Consider the following 18,658-nt stretch of genomic DNA (forward strand, 5'->3'; position numbering starts at 1 on the left):
GTTCACGTTAATGAACAATGACAATGCTACTAATTACCGGGTAAAGCAGAAAAATAATTTAAACCTAACATCAATTGCTTATTTCGCTTTTTTGAAGCGCACCAAAAGCATACCTATCAAGATGATGCCAAGGCCTATTAAGCAAGGTACAAAAGCACTTTGCAAGGCAACATCAAACGCTAAAAAGTCGGGGTAACCGGTTTGCCAAAGCGTCCATTCATAACCGAGCTTTGATGCAATATGTTCACCGCCGCTACTAAGTACGATGATTGCATCATTGTTATCTGGGTTGATGCGAAGTGTGCTATTTATTGCTGGCTCATTCGCGCCATCATGGCCAAACACAAAATCTCCCGATGCTGTTGGTGCATAAAGCATGGTACCTAGCCCCCAAATTGGTGCGCCTAAGCTAATTGCCAAAGGCGCTCGCATGGAGCTGATCATTTGCAGGCTTAACTGCCCTGTTTTAGGTGATGTCAATGCTTGCACTAAAGCGATTAAGTCATGGCTACTTGCCAGTAAACCTGTTGCTGCTGCCGATGCGTATTGAAAATGCCCCGCAGCTTGCCCGCTTTTATCATAAGCAGGTGCGATGTTGTCTAACTCAGTGAGTACATCGTAACTGGCATCAGTCATATTGACTGGCTTAAAGACGTTATCAGCCATCCAAGTTGCAAAACGTTGATTCGTTTTTTCTTCTACCAGCAGCTCTAGCATTAAATAGCCGCCCCCAGAATACTTAAAATCGCCCACAGGCTTGGTGACTTTTATTTCACGCACACCCGTTGATGATAGCGGCTTGTTGAGCGACTCAAGCAAGCTTGGTACGGTTTCATTTAGAGGAATATCAGCAAAGCCTAAGCCATCACCAAGCCCCGCAGTATGCGATAACAGATGTGCAAGGCTAACAGTTTGATTATCAAACTCTGATTCAGGTAACTGCCAACCCGTCAGTTGCTCATTAATAGCGTGATCTAAAAGGACTTGCTGCTGCTCTGCCAGACTCATCACACCATAGGCGGTAATAAATTTACTGAGCGATGCCACTGGGAACAAAGTATTTGCAGTTATTTCATCTTTGCTTTTTGAGTAATCTTGAAAAACCACTTGGCCATTTTCAATCAAAACATAAGCGATGTTTGCTTGATTGTTGGCAATCAGCGCCTGACTATTAGCAATAAATTGCTCAGTGTTGCCCGTTTCGGCAATGGGTTTTAAAAACCAACCACTGACACCACCATATACACAGGTAGCAGCCCAAACAAATGACAAAAATAGCGTTAACAGAATCGTTTTAAACCAGCTCATACCCTATTCCTTGTGTTACAAAGCGCTGTTAAATCACTTCGATTTGCTCAGGTTTTTTGATAAAGAACACCATTAAAATTAATAATGCTGCTGGGAATAAAAACACATTCAAATAAGCAAAAATCACCGTTAGCTGTAAGATGCACATTAGCAACAATAGGATAGAAAACACCGTTAGCAACGATGACATTCCATGGCGCTTTGTTAGTAATAATGCGGCTGTGATCAAACCCACTAACGCATACAAGCCTAAACTCCCAGCCGAGACCACCATGGCAATAATTGAAATACTTTCTACTACATCATTCGATGCTTTATCACCTGCAACAGCAAGATAAACATCGCATAACACAGTGGCATGAAAAGCTAATACCAACACCGCCAACACACATAACAGTATGCGTACACCTTCAACATCGAACATATCTTTTAGTGCCTTGCGTAAACTCAGGTACACATAGATTTCAAGTGCACCAATGAGTACAAACACAAGGTCTGAAAAGTTTAAGCTTTGCAAATCGAGCTTAAGCGCCTCGCCTAAGCCATCAAGTGTTTCGCCAAATACTGAAATCCAGTACATAGGAAAAATTATGGCAAGTAACCCCGCTGCTATGCCGGGTAGTAAATAATCACGGTTGAGCATATGCCCTCCAAAATCCTGTTGCGTTGTAAAGTTATTCGCTATCGCGTTCGTACACCAAAATATCGCCGGGTTGGCAATTAAGCTCTTCACAAATAGCTTCAAGGGTACTAAAGCGGATCGCTTTCACTTTTCCGTTTTTTAGTAATGATAAATTGGTCATAGAAATATCAATGCGCTGAGATAGCTCTTTCAGCTGCATTTTGTTCTTTGCCAATTCTATATCTAGGTTGATTCGTATTTTCATAGTCTAAAAAGTACACAGCGGATTTATGATTGTCAAACTTTATTTTACGATTATCATAAAATAAAGAATGAAAAACATAATAACTCAGTAAGTAATTAAACCCATATTTTGACCATTTCAGGCATAAAAAAAGCCAGTAAATACTGGCTTTTCGCTCTGTTTATAAGTTAGACATTGGCTTGGTAAGCAGGGATAGCTATCGCCGCTACAATACCCAATAAAAATATGCCACCAATGATCAACACGCCCCAAAATGACCATTGTTTTTGTACTCGTTGAAAATGCTCAACACTATCCCAACGTTTATTTTGCCATGCCATTTCTCGGCCTTTAAAGCCCAGATAAATCGACACAATAAAACCAACATAAGGCACTAAGGCCAATAAGCCAATCCAAGTGCTGTTGCCAATTGCCCAAATCCAACTTAGCAAGAAAGCGCCCCAACTAAAGCCTTTAATGCCCTCGGGTAAATCGTCTACCTTCCCCTGCCCTGAGTTATTTTCAGATGCCATCTGAAGGCTTGCTTCAGGTGGTGTGTAATTATCTGCCATGAGTTTTTCCTTATTATTAATTAAACAGAAACCCTAACTTATAGTACTGGGTGTATTTTAAGCAAGCTAAAGATAAGTACCTAAAGCAGATAATTGTTACCTGATGTGTTTTGTAACATTTATCTCGTTTCCTTTTCATTTTAAATCACCTAATCTGGGCACATAACTGCAAGGAGAGAACAATGAAAGACTTACAAAAGTTAGTGGGTAATTTAAATAAATCAGGTGCGCTGAGTGGTTTTTTAGGGGGTGTTGCTGGGGGCGGACTAACGAGCTTAATGGGCGGAAAAAGTAAAAAGAGCAGTAAAAAAGCCGTAAAATATGGTGCACTTGCTGCTGTCGGTGGCCTTGCTTGGAAAGCCTATAAACAATACTCAGAACAAAAAGCGGCTCCAGTACAGCAAACTAGTTCTCGTGGTTTTGATATTACCCCCGCCACGCTATCTGAGCAGTCATTTACTGATGTAATCGACGATAACCATAATGATGGGCAATTATTACTCATGCGCGCTATGATTGCAGCCGCCTATGCTGATGGCCACATTGATGAAACGGAAAGACAAAAAATCTTCGCACAAGTAGAAACAATGCAATTGTCTGTGCAAGAAAAGGCCATGCTGTTCGATGAGCTAAGAAAACCAATGCAACTATCAGAGTTAGTTGCCGCTGTGCCTAACGCACAAATGGGTATTGAAGTATATGCAGCTAGTGCCAGCGCAATTGATTTAAACCAAGCTATTTCTAAACACTACTTAGACACGCTCGCTAACCAATTATGCATTCCTAATGAACTGGTAATGAGCATTCACAGAGAGCTTGCCGAATACCAATAAAAATGGGGCGTCTTCGCCCTATTTTTATTGGTAAACAGTGATGATTAATGCGGCTTTTTAGTGCCGTAACGCACCATATCTTTACCGTTTTCATACACTTCACTTGTCACGTAACGGCCAAGTAAAAGTTGATGTTTATCATCAAGTACCGCAATAAATGGGCGGCCATCACTATTATTGGTTGCAAGGGCTACACCTGTTACATTCTCTAGCCCTAAACCGCCAGTTTCAACTAGGCGTAAAAATGTTTCTAACTCGTCTAATGTTTCAATTACATCGTTATCGTTAATCATCTCAAATACTCAGTGATTGCTAATGGGCGTAGCATAGCAGGATTAAAAACAGGGTGCGAATAACAGCCCTTAAAGTAGCTTACTTTTGGACTAAAAATTGACACAACGCTATTCAATTGATGATACTTTCGCTATCGATAGAGGCAGTGAAGTTTAATGAGTAACCATTTAACGCTCGAATTAATGACTCCAAAGGGCAATCTTGCCGATAGCATACAAGCTATTTGGTATGCCACAGCGCACTCTCAAGGAGAGCAATGGCTTGCCTGCGATGGTGCCACAGGGCTTGTGTTTCCTGTTGCTGGTGAAGTTTTACTTGATGACAAGCCGCTTGCTGCCCCTTATGCAGTGCAAGAAACATCGACTCAAGCATCTAAAGTCACATTTTCACACGATGCGCAGTTTTGTGGTATTCGTTTTAACCCAACCGTATTGTCTGAACTAAAGCGTAATGCTCACCCACTCATTGCAGAGCAGTCACTATGTGAAATTGCCGAAGATCTGCAAAATGATGCCAGCTTAGCCGCGTTTGTTGCACTTATTAGCCACCACTTTACTGATAATAAAAACATTAACCACAGCAACAGGCACTCAAAACACCTAATCCGTAACCTTATAGAGTTAACGCCACTCGAAACTGCTTACCAACTTGCCCCACTCAGTCAACGACAGCTCGAAAGACAAGTTAAGGATCAATGCGGCGTTACCCCTAAGTATTTTGAGCGTATCTACCGAGTAAAACTTGCTAAACAAGCAATTAAAGATAACCCTGAAATGAGCTTTGCAGATATTGCACTTGAATGTGGCTTTACCGATCAGCCTCATTTAATCAAAGAATTCAAAGCAATAATGCACATCACCCCAGCAAAATACCGCAAGTTATTGAAAGACTCTCAAACTAAACAAACAAAGCTTATTTTTCGTTAGTCATCCTCAAAACGCAGAATATCACCAGGCTGACAGCCTAAGTGCTTACAAATTGCATCTAAAGTCGTAAAGCGCACAGCTTTAGCTCGTCCAGCTCTAAGAACTGATAAGTTTTGTGGCGTAATACCTATCGCTTCAGCTAATTCTGCAGACTTCATTTTTCGCTTAGCTAACACTACATCTAAATCAATAATAATCGCCATTAAATCACTAACTCTTGCTCTTTTTGTAGCTGCTGCGCTTGACCCATGATCCAACCAATAACATAAATAATTAATCCCATCACTAAGCCTATAATATCAGTATCTTGTATAGCCACGACCCTTCCGATATCTGATCCTGTTGCCAAGTTAAGAAGAGTTATAAGTAGTGACGGGTAGCACACAACTAGTGCAAATTGCGCCAATAATACGCCACCTAACCATTTAAAACATTGTATATTTTCAATAGCGAAGAAGGATCCACGTCGGTAAAGCAAAAATAACCGAATCAAAATTATGTTGATCAGAATAAACGGTAGCAATTGCACAAGACCAAGCCATAAAACACTATCAAAACCATGCTCATTTAATGTTTGTGCTACTCCTTGCCAAGAGCCGCTGACTTCAAGACCAATCCACATATGCGCACCATTACTTTATGTAAAACTTAAAATATTACTGTCACTGAAAAGCACAATAATGCTTGTTACTAACAAGCTAATAAGCGTAAAAATTAGCAGACTTAGGATAAACGAACTCATCCAAACAATTTTTTTCATGACGATTTACTCAGTGTTATTTGTTTTAGAAGTTGCTCATAATGAGTCGCTAACTGCTTACCTGTTAACGCATTAGAATGGTGCTTCCCTTTTGCAATGTAAATCTGCTTTTGCTGAGATTTTGCATATTGATATAGTGATTTAGCTAACTCAGGTGGAGTTTGAGTGTCTTTTTCACCGGTGATTATTAATAGCGGTGCTTGATAAACTTGTAACGCTTTTAAATTATCGACTTGTTTAATCTCTTCACTAAACTCAACACTAACAAACGGTTTAGCAAACCACGGAATTCGTGCAGCTGTCATCTGTTCAACATTTGTCACACTCCCTTCGAGTACCAGAGCATCAATGTTACGCTGACTGGCAAGATAACCTGCAATCATACTTCCTAAAGAATGACCATGGATCACCACAGGCAAAGTATTTAGGTCTGATCTGCCTTTTACATAATCAAATACCTGTAATGCATCAGCTTGCAGATTAGCTACGCTAGGTACTCCAGAACTAAGCCCATAACCACGATGATCCATCATTAAAATATTAACTTGAAAAGGTAAAAGTAGCTTGGCTGGTTCCCCACCTGCGGCACTAACGCGAAACTGGTTACCACCGAAGTAAATTACCGTCGCACGAGCATCTGCAACTTTAATAAGGGTACCCTTAAGTTTAGTACCCTCATCGGTGTTTAAAGTTATCTCCTGCGTTTTGGCGGTGGCATTAACACTTTGTATTTCCTGCATCGTTATTTTTTTATCCGGATATAAAAAGTGAGATTCCTCAACTTTAATTGTCGTACAACCAGTTAATAACAGCACAATCAGCGAAACCACTGCAATAGAACCAAATTTCATTTTCACGATCCTTCTAGTAAAAAAACTACTATGGCACTAGATAAGTTAAAAAACAAACTAAAATTACCGAAAAACGATAATTAATTATTCAATATCGAACATTAAAAGCCCTTCCTTTGAAAAATAGCTTTGATCAAAAGCGCTATCTCCTTTAATTCATTATTTTTCAAATTCTGTGTTGAGCGATTTTATTTGCGCTCGGCATTTATCCATAGGATAGTTAACGCAAGCCTACTAAACGAGCTGTAACTAAATAGGATAATCATGAAAAAAGTTTTACTTGCCACCGGCTTAATCGCCTCGTCATTTACTGCATTTGCAGCCAATTTAACCGTTGAAGAACTGCGTATTGAAAAAGCCAGCAAAGCCATGCCAAAGGTGTTAAATGCTTTTTCTAATGAAGTAAACCAATTTGAAAAACAGTGGCAAGCGGCTGCTAGTTATCAGCAAGCAAGTGACCTTATTGATGATTACGCCAAACAATTATGGCGCGATGCCAAAACACGTATAATTAAAACCAACAGCTTCGACGACCGAGAGCTATATTGGGCACGTTTACTTTCAAGCAAGATTATTCGTACCAGCAAACCCCAGTTTGCAATGACCGACAGCGAACAAACCGCGTTATTAACAATGCTCGAAAATGGCAGCCGTGGCCGCACCGACCTTGATTACAGTAAAAAAACCGACAAACGCATTTTAATTACAGGTTTTGATCCATTCTTATTAGATAGAAATATTAATCAAAGTAACCCATCCGGTGTTGCAGCATTATTACTTGATGGCCAAGTAATTAATTACAATGGCATTAGCGCCGAGATCAATACGGTGATGGTGCCAGTACGCTACGAAGACTTTGACCAGGGTATTATCGAATCATTACTTGCGCCATATTATGCACTTAACAATGTCGATATGATTGCCACTATCAGTATGGGCAGCAAAGACTTTGACCTTGAACGCTTTCCGGGTAAACGCCGCAGTGTAACGGCGCCCGATAACGCCAATATTGTGTATGGCGGCACAGCAACTGCACCGAAAATTTCGAGCCTTAACGACCGCCCTCTTCCGGGCAATGAGTTTGTAACGTACAGCTTACCAGTTAAGCAAATGCAACAAGCCAAAGGGCCATTCCCAATCAACGACAATCATAAAGTCGTTACGCTTGAAAAAGCATTTGAGCCAAAATCACTTAAAGAGTTAGAAGGTGCGATTGCAGTAAAAGGTGGTGGCGGAGGCTACTTATCTAATGAAATCTCGTACCGTAGTATTCGCCTGCGTGATGAGCTTAATTCAGACATCCCAACGGGGCATATTCACACCCCACGTATTCAACAATTTGAGCCAGAAACAGAAGCGAAAATTGTTAAGCAAATTAAAGCAATGCTTGAGCAGAGCTTGGTTGCAATTTAAAGCGTTAAGCTCAGCTATAAAGCAATAGCTGAGCTTTTTCCAATTCACAATTGATACTTATTGTGGACCTGTTCCGCCATTCACTTTACTGCCCAAAGAACTTGGATCATCTAATCGATATGGGTAAAGTTGAATATCACCGAATACTGTTGCCCCGCTATCACGATATTGATCAGTTGCAGAACTTCCAGTGTAAACATTTCCTGAGGCACTAAAATAACCAGAGCCTTGATTCCAGTGAGGTTTCGCTGAATTTTCAAAGTAATTATTTTCCACTAAAACCTCTGCGCCATTCCCCGCACTAATTGAAAAATAAGTAATGTTCTTCCAGTAATTATTAAACATATGCACACGAGAGTTATAGCCGTCTACTTTAGGGTTTCGCCCTGCAGCTGTATCCCAAAAATTGTGATGCGCTGTTATTTGAGAGTTTCTAAATAAATGGGTATACCAATGCTGGTTAGCGCAAACTTGAGGGTTATATCCATAAAAACGGTTCCAACTTAAAGTAACGTTTTGACTATTGTCGACATCAATATATCCATCACTTATTTTATTAAATGCCATGTGATCAACCCATACATGACTGCTATCATCTATTGAAATAGCATCACCTGCTTCAACAAGCGCAGGGTTAATATCCTCAAGCATAATGTTCTTAATAATAATATTTCGTTGCTTACTGATGACGAGGCTGGCACCGATTATTTTCGAGTTTTTACCCAACCCTTGCAGCGTTTTATTTGATTGCACAATGATACGTCTATCATTTCGGGTAACATTCACGGTTGAGTTTGAGCTGCTTCCCAACTCACTACAACTTTGATTACCAACGGGAATTCTGTACCACGTCTTACCGTAATCTCCCCATTGACCACAATCAAGTGGACAAGCTGGTACCGTTCTATTGGCGGTTCGACAATCAATCACTGTGTTATCAGGAACTTGAATAACCGCAGCAGAGCCAGAACTCAATGCAGTACTTAAATCATCACAGCTATATACTGTGATGGCAGTGTTATTACCACCACCGGTCGTTGTGCTTAATCCATCTTGACCTGCTTGAGATGCAAAGCCTATTAAGTCACTGGGAGTGGTTCCGGTAGTCCCACAGTCGCCATTTACTGGATTAATAAACCATCTTTGTGAACTGATCCCAGCATCATCATTTTGATAAACATTTGCAGTATTATTTGAGCCTGCAACTGTCAAAGATTTACCAGTTAACTTATTGACGATATTAAAGCCGCCCGATGAAGATGCTTTTAACAACCAACGTTGATTAGCCCCTTGCCAATCATCATAAGCAATTATATTTGCACCATTTGATTGCGATGAGTTCAACACATCAATAACTTTATTGTTAAATTTAGAGCGTATAATCCAATAGCCATCTGCTTCTTGAATAAGCTGAAACTTTTGGTTATTTCCACCCCAGTATTCGTAGCTAATAATATTCGGGGCTGAGCTAGAATCACTGGTATTTACATCAAGTGCAAGGCCAGAGCCTCTATTAATAATGGAATATACAGTGCCAGATTCAGGCATAGCACTACACTGTTGTGCATGAACAGCATTCTGAGCAAAACACGCAACTGCTAGTAGGCATAATGCTAACAGTTTAGTTTGGTTTAAAATCTTCAAGACTATCTCCCCTATTATATTTGTAATATAAAATTACATTATTAAAGAGATAGTTTAATTTATACGTACCTAAAAGCACCTATTCATGTTTACTTTATGTAAACAAATGTTAAAAATCATCCAACAACGCAGCAGTTGCGGCCTTGCTTTTTCGCTTTATAAAGCGCGTCATCTGCTATTTTAAACAAGCTATCTGAATCAAACGCCTCATTAGCAGCCTTACTGGCAACACCTATCGATAAGGTAACATAGCTTAAGTCTGCACGGCCTTGGTGAGTTATGTGAGCTGATGCAACGGCGTTTCGTAGCGTTTCAGCCACTTTGAGTGCCTGATGCTTATCGGTATTGCTGAGCACAATAACAAACTCTTCGCCGCCATACCGAGCAACAAAGTGATTACTTGGCTGAGTATTTTCTTTAAGAAGATTGGCGACCTCACATAACGCTTTGTCACCTTGATCATGCCCATAAAAGTCATTGTAGAGTTTAAAGTGATCGATATCGGCGACAATCATTGAGATAGGTTGCGATGCTAAATCTGCATCGCTGGCAAGCTTCGCAAAATGTTTATCTAATGCCCGACGATTGGCAAGCGTCGTCATTGAGTCGGTATTACTGATATGTTTTAACTTCTGGTGGCGCTCTAGTATTTCATCACGTTGATTTTCTATCAAAGTAAATAACTCATTCATACCTCGCCCGAGCTGGTGCAATTCGTTATTACCAAAATACTCTTCCCGAGCGCTAAAATCGTTATTACTGATTGCTGAATTCACCAATGTATAAAGCTTTCTGAGTGGCCTTAAAACCTGTTGATTTATATATAAATAAAACAAAATAAACACAGATCCAGATATCAATAAACCGGTAATTAAAGAGCTATCAAACAAGCTTCGGTCGTAAGTTCGTTCACGGGATGCGATAGATAGCACAAATAGTAAGTCTCCTGCTTGATCATTGACTCCTAAGTAAAGCCGTCGATTGTGTTGAGTCGTCTCGACTGCTCTCCTTTTTTCACCAAACACCCTAATTAGATGATCCCTATATTTAGGTGCTTCATCAATGCCATAAAAGCTAATATCATTTGCTAACCCTGGTGTTAGATTTTCGACAAAGTCTTCATCAATAAAGCTCCAAAGCAATAATGTCGCCACAAATTCACCAGTGCCATCGGACTTCGTTACATTGTAAGCGACGGTGACGGCAGGCGTTTTATCTATGGTAATAAACCGGACTTTATGAGTTAACTCAGATTGGCTATTGTCTATATCGCCAGATAAGATTATTAGGTCGTTTTTTATCAACAAATTGGGGCTTTCTAAAACCGTTGGTGAGTAAGGCTGATAATCACTATTAAAACTGCCACCGCCAATAATATTTGCCTGTGTATCATATAAATACCAACCATTTACGTCTAACCGCTGTAGTGCGTCTGCAATAACATAGTCACTATTAAACCACTGGGTATCACGTTGCTGTGCAGCTTCATACATGGTATCCCAAGCAGCGCTGTCAAAGACCATTTTTGACAGCGCATCAACCTCTTGCTGAAGTTGTGACTCCACGCGCTGAATATCAATCCGATCATTTTGTTTTGTCATCGCTTCAAAAGTTGGCAATATCCAAAAATGCCGAATAATTGTTTGCGCCAACAAAATAGCAAAGCACGCCGCGGTGAAAGCAAGTAATAAGCGTTTTTTGAGCCTCGCACCAATCACCATAAAATACCAAACCAAGCAGAATAAAAAGTACATTAGTATTAAAAAGTATAACCACGTTTACTCAGTTTGCTTGCCAAGCTTTAATAAATCAGTCTCATAAAGGCAGAACCTCTACTAAAGTTGGTGACTGATAAATTGTAAAATCCCTGTTTATATCTAAACTTTTAGTATGAAATTTTGAAGGGCTACTGTATGAAAGGTATCGTCTTTACCGAGTTTTTAGACATGGTCGAAAATGAATTTTCTTATGAAGTGGCAGACAAAATCATTGAAGAAAACTCACTTGCTTCAAATGGGGCCTATACCAGTGTTGGTAATTACGACAACGCTGAAATGATCATGCTTATTACTTCGTTAAGTAAGCACGTCAATACGCCTGCAGAACAATTAGCCACGCACTATGGTAAGTATTTATTAAATCGTTTTTTTATCCTTTTTCCTCACTTTTTCACCAGTGTTTCAACTACGTTTGACTTTTTAGATACCATCGACCGCCATGTTCATGTAGAAGTTAAAAAGCTTTATAGCGATGCTGAGTTACCAAGCTTTGAAACAAAACGTATTAGTGAGCGCAAAATGCAAATGTTCTATCGCTCTGGAAACCCTTTCGCCTGTTTAGCAGGTGGATTAATTGAAGGTGCATGTGAAAAATTTAATGAAAAAATTACGATTAAAAAGGATATAAGCGCTGATCATATGTCGGCAACCTTTACTTTAACAAAAGAAGATTAGTGTGGATGAAGAACTCTACAAACGTAGAATAGAACGAGAGCGCCAGGCTCGAAAACAAGCCGAAGCCCTGTTAGAACAGAAGTCTTTAGAGTTATATGAAGCCAATATGACGCTAAAACATGCGGCCGAAAATCTAGAAAAAGAAGTTATTCTTCGCACACAAGATTTAAATAAAGCAAAAGAGTTGGCCGATGCCGCCAATCAAGCTAAATCAATGTTTTTAGCCAATATGAGCCATGAAATCCGCACCCCTATGAATGCAATTTTGGGCATGGCACACCTCGCCCTTGATACTGAATTAACCGATAAACAATATGATTACGTTGAAAAAATTCAGCTTTCGGCCAAATCACTGCTTGGGATTATTAATGACATTCTCGATTTTTCTAAAATAGAAGCCAACAAGCTTGAACTTGAAAACAGTGATTTTAACTTAAATGACTTTCTTGCGAACCTCGCTAATTTAGCCAGTAGTTTAATTGAGAAAAATAACATCGAAGTCATTTTTGATATTGATGATGACATTCCAGAGTTTTTAATCGGTGACGCTCTTAGGCTTAATCAAGTTTTATTAAATTTACTGAGCAATGCCATTAAGTTTTCAAACCAGCAAGATGTCACGCTGAAACTGACAAAAAAATCACAAACCGATACCTCTATTTGTATTAATTTTCAGGTCATTGACCAAGGCATTGGTATGTCTGAAGAGCAAGTTAATAGTGTGTTTAAGCCTTTTTCACAAGCCGATGTTTCAACAACTCGTAAATTTGGTGGCACAGGTCTTGGTCTTGTTATCAGTAAAAAAATTATCGAGCTTATGGGAGGTCATATTGAGGTTAAAAGCCAATTAGACAAAGGGAGTAGCTTCAGTTTTGATGTGTTATTTTCGCTATCGGTTATGCAAAGCTGCCACGACACAGATATTTTCAAACATAAACGCGCTCTTATTATTGAGCAAAGCGACCAACCTGAAGCTATTTTAAATACCATGCTCAATGCATTAGACATCAATGTACAGACGATTGATTGCATGGATGAAAAGCTTTCTAACGCTGATATTAGTCACAACTACGACTTTATTTTTTTAGACTGGCACGTATTAAACTGCGAACAAAATAACATTCTAGAGAACCTCAAAAAGCAGCTTTCTATCGACATTAAAAAAACCATTATCCTCGCTTCTTATGAAAACCAAGAAGTTAAAGACACGCTAAGTACGCTAGATAAAACCGTTGAAGAAATATTATTAAAGCCGATTATTAAAGGGAACCTATTGAAAACCCTCGAGCATGTGATGGGTATCGCTACGAAAAAAGAGACCAGAGTCGACAATACATGCTTTAAAAAGCTTGCGGGCTCAAGAATACTGCTAGTTGAAGACAACCCGCTTAACCAACAAGTTGCATCGCAAATACTACGCTCAAATGGCTTTGTGGTTGATATTGCCGAAGATGGCATAGCAGCGATTGAAGCTGTCGAAAAAGAATCTTTCGATTGTATTTTGATGGACTGCCAAATGCCAAAAATGGATGGTTATACCGCAGCGAATAAAATTAAACAGCAATCAAAGTTTGCCCATATCCCTATTATCGCCATGACCGCCAACACTATGGAAGCCGACCTTACAAAAGCGAAAGAATCAGGAATGCAAGGCTATATAGCCAAGCCAATTGAAGTGCAAACCATGTTTGAGGTCATTGCAGAGCATTTAATGCAAAAGCAGCTGTAATTTCTAGTCAGTAAGCTCTATGATTTTTTGTTCTACTAATGAGTTGTTTTGCTTACGAAACTCATTTGGGTTAACCCCAACGATACTTTTAAACACACGGTTAAAGGTAGCAAGCGAAGAAAAGCCACTTTCCATTGCAATACTGAGTATACTCCAATGACTTGCTTCATCTTTTAATAACAGCCCTTGCGCATGCTGTATTCGATACTGATTAATAAACAAATTAAAATTTGCGGCTTTAAAATGATAACGAATAGCCCGGCTGATCTTATACTCAGGTACTGCTAATGCTTGAGCAAAATCAGAAATTTTCAAATTAGTTTGCAAATAAACCTGCTTATTGATGAGTGCTTCTATGCCAGTAATAAGCTCAGGCTCTACCTCTTTATTTTCAGATTGTTCAGCCTGATGGATAGCTTTCATTACCTTTTCAGAGTTCACCACTTTACTATCAATAGCTTCAGGCACTGTGTTGTGGGCGCGTTTTTGCAAAAACATCACTAACTGCATTGCAAGTACAATCAACAATGCAGATGAGGCAATTATAAGCGGCTCAAATTGTTGAAATTCGCTTTCACTGAATAAAAATTTAGGCAGTATGCTGGCATTAAATACCGCTAAAAAGTAGCAACTAGCAAAAATATTTGCCTGCAACTTTTGCGTTTGTGTTTTCTCTTTATAGCCTCGTAATGCTTCCCAAAAAGAGAGCACCAAAATACTCGAAGATAGCAACACCGTTATTTCGGCCATACCTTGCTTTAAACGCCACATGAATTGGCTATCAGGGAAAACTTGCACATCAATACTCACCAAATAATGCCAAGTTTGGTTAAACATAATTAAACCCGCAATAGCAACTGCCACGGCAATATGTACCGAAGCGATAGGCTTATGCTTACGAAACAAAGTGCGTGATATAAGCCAAGACATATTACAGGTTGCGCAGGTAAATAAGCCAATTAAATAACTGTAAACACCAATACTTGGTGCACTGATTTTTTGCACCCCAACCATGCAAAGCGAACCGCAAAATACTGCAAACAGATAATGAATAAGCTGCTTCTCTTTTTTCATACCATTTAGCAGCATGAGCCCCATACAAACAAAAACGAGTAAGTAATAAGGGGAAGTATTTTGCATAACTCTACATACCTTAAATTGGGAGTTTGATGAATTATTTACCAATCAGATAAGTTTACTTTTTCAAGATCAACATAGCAAAAAGAGTTTGTTAGTGAATATGTCAAACTCTGTGTGAGATCTCAAAAACAAACACAATATTTCATTGATCAAATTTCGAATTTGAGAAGAAATCTTGCTCTAGCCCTTTATATTAGCGGTATTAGAAAAATGTAATGGAATTGATGATGTTTAACAAAGATAGCAAAATCACACCTTTAAAAGCGCTCGAATACAGTAAAAAGCTTTGGTTTATTAGCCTGCTAATGGCGCAAACTTGCTTTGTAGTTTATCTCATTCTTGGTTATGGAATGACAGGGTTAACTACAGGTCTATCAGGTTGGAACCGACTTAATAACACCGCCTATGTTGCTAATGATGCCACAGGGAATTTGATGTATGCAGTGCATGTATTATTTGCGGTAGTGATGATCCTTGGCGGAAGCTTACAACTCATTGAAAAACTGAGGACAAAATACAGCGCATTCCATCGCTACAATGGTCGTGTATTTGTTGTTTTAGCTTGCTGTATTTCATTTGCTGGCATGTATTTAATGATAGTAAGGGGCACCGTTGGTAATACACTGATGCATGCACTGACAATGTTTGGCGGCTTAGTGGTTATTGTATCAAGTATATTTGCAGTGAAAACAGCACGGGCTCGTAACTTCAATGCTCATCAAAGGTGGGCTATACGGTTATATCTTGCGGCTAATGGTGTGTTGTTTTTTAGATTATTGATATTTGCATGGTTTTTAGTATTTGGCACCTTAGGCGTTGATACCGCCACATTCACTGGGCCTGCCGTGTTTGCTGTTAGCCTTTGTTCTTACTTAGTACCACTTTTAATAGCCGAACTTGTTCGCTATGCAGCTCGTACAAATATTACGTTTATCACTATCGGCACTGCCTGTTTAATGACGCTAATATCAATCGTGTTCTTAACCGGCTTATTTGGGGTGACTTTGGCAAACTGGTACCCTGCGATTGTTGGCTAACTAACTCTCATACAATAAAGCCACCTAAATTGGTGGCTTTATGAACATAATTTACGTCACTATAAAATTAATACAGTTCAAAGAGTGGACGACCATTTTCGTCGTACTTCACTTCCATAACTCGAGCATGGCGGTTTGGATCGTAAAGCGGATCTTTTACAATCTCTTCAAGTGGACGGGTGTCTGTTTTTGGCACCACACTTGGTTCACCAACTGCGTGCTCATAGTCACGAGCATGGTAAATACACAGTGGTGTTTCACCATCTTCAGCTACTGTAAAACAGTTATGACCTGGGCCGAAAATTTTCTTTTCAACACTTGTTTCAAGCACTGGCATACGTGTTTTAGTCCACGAATTACGATCAAGTAAATCGCTGTTTTCATCGGCTTCCATATAGCCCATGCAGTAACATGCACCTGTTGCGCTTGCAGAGAAAGCAATAAAGATTTTACCGTTATTTTTAAGTACTGCCGGGCCTTCATTTACCCAAAAGTCGACACGTTCCCAATCGTAATCAGGTGTAGTCAGCATAAACTGCGCTGTTTTTAACTTAATTGGAGATTCCATCTCAGCTAAATACAGGTTTGATGCAGCAAATTGACCGCCGGTTTTCTCTGCCCAGCAGAAGTAACGCTTACCGTTATTTTCAAAAATAGTGGCATCTAAAGAAAAATCGGTGAACGACTTTTCATCGCCCTCAGCGGCTTGCATCATGCCAAGTTCAACCCACTCATCATTTAGCGGATCTTGGCCTTTACACTCAAGCACATACGGGCGTAATGCCCAAATATCATCTTCTTCACTGGCTGCGAAGTAGATGTACCATTTGCCATCGAGGTAATGAATTTCAGGTGCCCAGATATGACGGCTCATCGGGCCGCTGTCATGTTTAAACCAAATATCAAAGGTTTCAGCGTCTTTTAAGCCCTCTAATGTCGCAGACTTACGAAGTTCAATGCGATCATAAGTTGGTACAGAACCTGTAAAATAATAAAAACCATCACTGTGCTTATGCACAAATGGATCGGCACGCTGCTCTACTAACGGACTATTTGTTTGTAATGTCATCTTGAAACCTGATCGTTAAATTTTAATTTGTATTATTTTATTACTTTTAAGCAAGAACACAAATATAACATTATTTTTAACAGACAGTGAAAAGAAATGTAAGCTTGAGCTGTGAGTTTCAAGATACCCGTTCTAAGCAAAGGAGTTAAAGCTAGCTCGTTATCGAAAGCATTTGGAAAAAAGGGGGCTTCCCCCCTTTGTTTGGGATCACTAAAACAAGCTTTATTTAAAGCCCCTCTTAGATTTTTTAGATAAAACGAGGTCAACTGGCATAACATCGCCCGATACCTTCTTCACAATTAAAGTATGTGAGCCAGCTGATAAGTCATGTTTTTCGAACACAATACTTTGTACTTGGCGATAATTATTACCATCGAAAATAGAGAATATGCCTTGTGACTTACCATCTAAGATAACTTCAACATCGCCATGGTTAATACCTTTTGAAGTCGCAAAAACAATACTTGAACCACTAAAGTCATAACTAAACGACGCACCATTAACGGTTGTCATGTGTAAATCTTGTTGGTATTCGCCAGTATTTGTGTGCTCAGACCTCATCCAGTTGCCATTTTCACTATATTGAATTCGAGGGTCATTATCGTTTATCAGCTCGAGGCCTGAATAGGTTATATCACTTGTTGTGCCGAGGGTATTACCGATAGTCTGAATTTGCACCAATCGATCGGCAATCCAGCTACCGTCAGGGTTAATTGCCACATCTAATGTTATCAACCCACCTTCATCTGCAATTTGTTTTACCCTATTTGCTATATCTGTGTTCGAATATCTTAAGCTGCTCTTTAAGCCTCCCCATCCTCCGTCAGAAGTGTAGGTAAATCCATGCCACTGCACTTTTGTATCCAAAGCTGTTATGACTTTTTTAGAAGAAGGAGCCTTAGGTAACTCGTTAGTTTTACCTGATGTATATTGACTGTGTGGATCTTTGGGGACAAAGCTATGCTCGTCACCAGCATGAAAACTGATCGTCGCATTTGGGTTGCCACTTCGAGCAGACTGAGCAAGTTGGTCTGCAACAGGGTAAGCATTCTTTGCCTCGAGTTTTTGTTTCGATTCATCTGCTTTAAACCAATTATCAAACCACCAGCCAGCGATGTTAGCTCCCCAAGCCTGCGATCTTTCGCTGACAAAACCAGTTATAAACCAATCAGGGTAAGGTACTTTCTTTTTTGTACCCGTCCATCTATCCCCTGAGTGCGAAGGTAGGTAAGCAATTAACTTAATACCTTTTAGTTTAAGTGCTTTCGCTAAATCCAAAACAAGGTCACGGTTAGGCGTGTAATCAGCCTGATTTGAGTTAACTTGGGTAATACAACCTGGTGCAATCTGTTTGCTCGGACATGCCGGTGAGTGTAAATCATAAATGTCACTCATCGTCGACAGGTAACCACGGTTTTGAGTAATGGTAAAAATTACATAAGCATAACCAAGCTTGGCTGCTTTATCCGCATAATCGTCAACATCAAAACCATTTACATAGTTATTCCACTCGTTATAGTCTGTGATTTGATACCATGCATTATCTAAAGTGCCACCAGCAAGATAGTGATGACTAATCCCCCACTTTGCATCTTGCATCCAATTAACTTCGCTTGCTCGCAGAGACGCACTCGAGTGTAAAATAGTAATTGCTACTGTTATACCAGATACAATTTTATAGGGCCGACTTTTCAAAATAACCAAACCAGATGAAAGCTAAAACTTGTTACGAGTTTAACTATTTACATTTAATCAACAATAAG

Annotated in this window: 19 protein-coding genes; 6 read left to right on the plus strand and 13 right to left on the minus strand. The window is 39.6% G+C overall.

Features of this window, described 5'->3' with window-relative positions:
• Positions 1–78: 78 nt before the first annotated feature.
• The 4 genes from AN394_RS08835 to AN394_RS08850 all read right to left on the minus strand — a co-directional run bounded on the left by AN394_RS08835 (position 79) and on the right by AN394_RS08850 (position 2,746).
• Positions 79–1,308 (minus strand): serine hydrolase, encoded by a 1,230-nt coding sequence (locus tag AN394_RS08835; protein WP_055021295.1) that lies wholly within the window; start codon positions 1,306–1,308, stop codon positions 79–81.
• Positions 1,309–1,336: 28 nt separating this feature from the next.
• The gene (locus AN394_RS08840) at positions 1,337–1,951 is read right to left on the minus strand and encodes a hypothetical protein (RefSeq protein WP_054560715.1); all 615 of its coding nucleotides are present in this window, start codon (positions 1,949–1,951) and stop codon (positions 1,337–1,339) included.
• 31 nt (positions 1,952–1,982) lie between these two features.
• Positions 1,983–2,195: a helix-turn-helix transcriptional regulator gene (locus tag AN394_RS08845; protein WP_054560716.1), complete on the minus strand. Its 213-nt coding sequence runs from the start codon at positions 2,193–2,195 to the stop codon at positions 1,983–1,985.
• A 167-nt stretch (positions 2,196–2,362) separates the two neighbouring features.
• The gene (locus AN394_RS08850) at positions 2,363–2,746 is read right to left on the minus strand and encodes a hypothetical protein (protein ID WP_055021296.1); all 384 of its coding nucleotides are present in this window, start codon (positions 2,744–2,746) and stop codon (positions 2,363–2,365) included.
• A 182-nt stretch (positions 2,747–2,928) separates the two neighbouring features.
• Here AN394_RS08850 and AN394_RS08855 point away from each other — a divergent pair, with 182 nt between their 5' ends.
• A complete protein-coding gene (locus AN394_RS08855) occupies positions 2,929–3,579 on the plus strand; it encodes a tellurite resistance TerB family protein (RefSeq protein ID WP_055021297.1) in 651 nt (216 codons plus the stop codon).
• Positions 3,580–3,623: 44 nt separating this feature from the next.
• Here AN394_RS08855 and AN394_RS08860 read toward each other — a convergent pair whose 3' ends face one another.
• Positions 3,624–3,872, minus strand: a complete 249-nt coding sequence (locus tag AN394_RS08860; RefSeq protein WP_054560719.1) for a hypothetical protein — start codon at positions 3,870–3,872, stop codon at positions 3,624–3,626.
• A gap of 156 nt (positions 3,873–4,028) precedes the next feature.
• Between AN394_RS08860 and AN394_RS08865 the strand changes: the two genes are divergently transcribed.
• Positions 4,029–4,799 carry an AraC family transcriptional regulator gene (locus AN394_RS08865; RefSeq protein ID WP_055021298.1) on the plus strand — a complete coding sequence of 257 codons (771 nt, stop codon included), beginning with the start codon at positions 4,029–4,031 and terminating at the stop codon, positions 4,797–4,799.
• On the opposite strand, the gene AN394_RS08870 is transcribed toward AN394_RS08865, so the two are convergent.
• From AN394_RS08870 to AN394_RS08880, 3 genes are all read right to left on the minus strand, one after another.
• Positions 4,796–5,002 (minus strand): helix-turn-helix transcriptional regulator, encoded by a 207-nt coding sequence (locus AN394_RS08870; RefSeq protein ID WP_054560721.1) that lies wholly within the window; start codon positions 5,000–5,002, stop codon positions 4,796–4,798. The genes AN394_RS08865 and AN394_RS08870 overlap by 4 nt on opposite strands.
• The gene (locus AN394_RS08875) at positions 5,002–5,421 is read right to left on the minus strand and encodes a DUF2975 domain-containing protein (protein WP_235576249.1); all 420 of its coding nucleotides are present in this window, start codon (positions 5,419–5,421) and stop codon (positions 5,002–5,004) included. The genes AN394_RS08870 and AN394_RS08875 overlap by 1 nt, the downstream gene beginning before the upstream one ends.
• 134 nt (positions 5,422–5,555) lie before the next feature.
• Positions 5,556–6,410: an alpha/beta hydrolase gene (locus AN394_RS08880; RefSeq protein ID WP_235576250.1), complete on the minus strand. Its 855-nt coding sequence runs from the start codon at positions 6,408–6,410 to the stop codon at positions 5,556–5,558.
• A gap of 264 nt (positions 6,411–6,674) precedes the next feature.
• Here AN394_RS08880 and AN394_RS08885 point away from each other — a divergent pair, with 264 nt between their 5' ends.
• Complete coding sequence (locus AN394_RS08885; RefSeq protein ID WP_055021300.1) at positions 6,675–7,823, plus strand: hypothetical protein; 1,149 nt, start codon at positions 6,675–6,677, stop codon at positions 7,821–7,823.
• A 57-nt stretch (positions 7,824–7,880) separates the two neighbouring features.
• On the opposite strand, the gene AN394_RS08890 is transcribed toward AN394_RS08885, so the two are convergent.
• Complete coding sequence (locus AN394_RS08890; protein ID WP_055021301.1) at positions 7,881–9,467, minus strand: RICIN domain-containing protein; 1,587 nt, start codon at positions 9,465–9,467, stop codon at positions 7,881–7,883.
• A 116-nt stretch (positions 9,468–9,583) separates the two neighbouring features.
• Positions 9,584–11,188, minus strand: coding sequence for a diguanylate cyclase (locus AN394_RS08895; protein ID WP_055021302.1), 1,605 nt, complete (start codon positions 11,186–11,188; stop codon positions 9,584–9,586).
• A 192-nt stretch (positions 11,189–11,380) separates the two neighbouring features.
• Here AN394_RS08895 and AN394_RS08900 point away from each other — a divergent pair, with 192 nt between their 5' ends.
• Both AN394_RS08900 and AN394_RS08905 read left to right on the plus strand, forming a co-directional pair.
• The gene (locus tag AN394_RS08900) at positions 11,381–11,920 is read left to right on the plus strand and encodes a heme NO-binding domain-containing protein (protein WP_054560727.1); all 540 of its coding nucleotides are present in this window, start codon (positions 11,381–11,383) and stop codon (positions 11,918–11,920) included.
• 1 nt (position 11,921) lies between these two features.
• On the plus strand, positions 11,922–13,649 hold the full coding sequence (locus AN394_RS08905; protein WP_055021303.1) for a response regulator: 1,728 nt from the start codon (positions 11,922–11,924) through the stop codon (positions 13,647–13,649).
• A 3-nt stretch (positions 13,650–13,652) separates the two neighbouring features.
• On the opposite strand, the gene AN394_RS08910 is transcribed toward AN394_RS08905, so the two are convergent.
• Positions 13,653–14,789: a helix-turn-helix transcriptional regulator gene (locus tag AN394_RS08910; RefSeq protein WP_235576251.1), complete on the minus strand. Its 1,137-nt coding sequence runs from the start codon at positions 14,787–14,789 to the stop codon at positions 13,653–13,655.
• Positions 14,790–15,013: 224 nt separating this feature from the next.
• Between AN394_RS08910 and AN394_RS08915 the strand changes: the two genes are divergently transcribed.
• Positions 15,014–15,826 carry a DUF2306 domain-containing protein gene (locus AN394_RS08915; RefSeq protein ID WP_235576252.1) on the plus strand — a complete coding sequence of 271 codons (813 nt, stop codon included), beginning with the start codon at positions 15,014–15,016 and terminating at the stop codon, positions 15,824–15,826.
• A 67-nt stretch (positions 15,827–15,893) separates the two neighbouring features.
• Here AN394_RS08915 and AN394_RS08920 read toward each other — a convergent pair whose 3' ends face one another.
• Together AN394_RS08920 and AN394_RS08925 are read right to left on the minus strand one after the other, a co-directional pair.
• Positions 15,894–16,895 carry a family 43 glycosylhydrolase gene (locus tag AN394_RS08920; protein ID WP_054560730.1) on the minus strand — a complete coding sequence of 334 codons (1,002 nt, stop codon included), beginning with the start codon at positions 16,893–16,895 and terminating at the stop codon, positions 15,894–15,896.
• A 222-nt stretch (positions 16,896–17,117) separates the two neighbouring features.
• Positions 17,118–18,494, minus strand: coding sequence for a hypothetical protein (locus tag AN394_RS08925; protein ID WP_055021305.1), 1,377 nt, complete (start codon positions 18,492–18,494; stop codon positions 17,118–17,120).
• Positions 18,495–18,658 lie beyond the last annotated feature (164 nt).

Origin of the sequence: Pseudoalteromonas sp. P1-26, assembly GCF_001401795.1 — a bacterium.
Taxonomy (GTDB): domain Bacteria; phylum Pseudomonadota; class Gammaproteobacteria; order Enterobacterales; family Alteromonadaceae; genus Pseudoalteromonas.

Excerpts from the sequence above, each read along its gene's own strand:
- AN394_RS08870 (WP_054560721.1), bottom strand. The coding sequence starts at position 5,002 with ATGGCGATTATTATTGATTTAGATGTAGTGTTAGCTAAGCGAAAAATG.
- AN394_RS08840 (WP_054560715.1), bottom strand. The coding sequence starts at position 1,951 with ATGCTCAACCGTGATTATTTACTACCCGGCATAGCAGCGGGGTTACTT.
- AN394_RS08860 (WP_054560719.1), bottom strand. The coding sequence starts at position 3,872 with ATGATTAACGATAACGATGTAATTGAAACATTAGACGAGTTAGAAACA.
- AN394_RS08915 (WP_235576252.1), top strand. The coding sequence starts at position 15,014 with ATGATGTTTAACAAAGATAGCAAAATCACACCTTTAAAAGCGCTCGAA.
- AN394_RS08845 (WP_054560716.1), bottom strand. The coding sequence starts at position 2,195 with ATGAAAATACGAATCAACCTAGATATAGAATTGGCAAAGAACAAAATG.
- AN394_RS08865 (WP_055021298.1), top strand. The coding sequence starts at position 4,029 with ATGAGTAACCATTTAACGCTCGAATTAATGACTCCAAAGGGCAATCTT.
- AN394_RS08895 (WP_055021302.1), bottom strand. The coding sequence starts at position 11,188 with ATGGTGATTGGTGCGAGGCTCAAAAAACGCTTATTACTTGCTTTCACC.
- AN394_RS08885 (WP_055021300.1), top strand. The coding sequence starts at position 6,675 with ATGAAAAAAGTTTTACTTGCCACCGGCTTAATCGCCTCGTCATTTACT.
- AN394_RS08900 (WP_054560727.1), top strand. The coding sequence starts at position 11,381 with ATGAAAGGTATCGTCTTTACCGAGTTTTTAGACATGGTCGAAAATGAA.
- AN394_RS08920 (WP_054560730.1), bottom strand. The coding sequence starts at position 16,895 with ATGACATTACAAACAAATAGTCCGTTAGTAGAGCAGCGTGCCGATCCA.
- AN394_RS08875 (WP_235576249.1), bottom strand. The coding sequence starts at position 5,421 with ATGTGGATTGGTCTTGAAGTCAGCGGCTCTTGGCAAGGAGTAGCACAA.
- AN394_RS08880 (WP_235576250.1), bottom strand. The coding sequence starts at position 6,410 with ATGAAATTTGGTTCTATTGCAGTGGTTTCGCTGATTGTGCTGTTATTA.
- AN394_RS08835 (WP_055021295.1), bottom strand. The coding sequence starts at position 1,308 with ATGAGCTGGTTTAAAACGATTCTGTTAACGCTATTTTTGTCATTTGTT.
- AN394_RS08850 (WP_055021296.1), bottom strand. The coding sequence starts at position 2,746 with ATGGCAGATAATTACACACCACCTGAAGCAAGCCTTCAGATGGCATCT.
- AN394_RS08910 (WP_235576251.1), bottom strand. The coding sequence starts at position 14,789 with ATGCAAAATACTTCCCCTTATTACTTACTCGTTTTTGTTTGTATGGGG.
- AN394_RS08925 (WP_055021305.1), bottom strand. The coding sequence starts at position 18,494 with ATGCAAGATGCAAAGTGGGGGATTAGTCATCACTATCTTGCTGGTGGC.
- AN394_RS08855 (WP_055021297.1), top strand. The coding sequence starts at position 2,929 with ATGAAAGACTTACAAAAGTTAGTGGGTAATTTAAATAAATCAGGTGCG.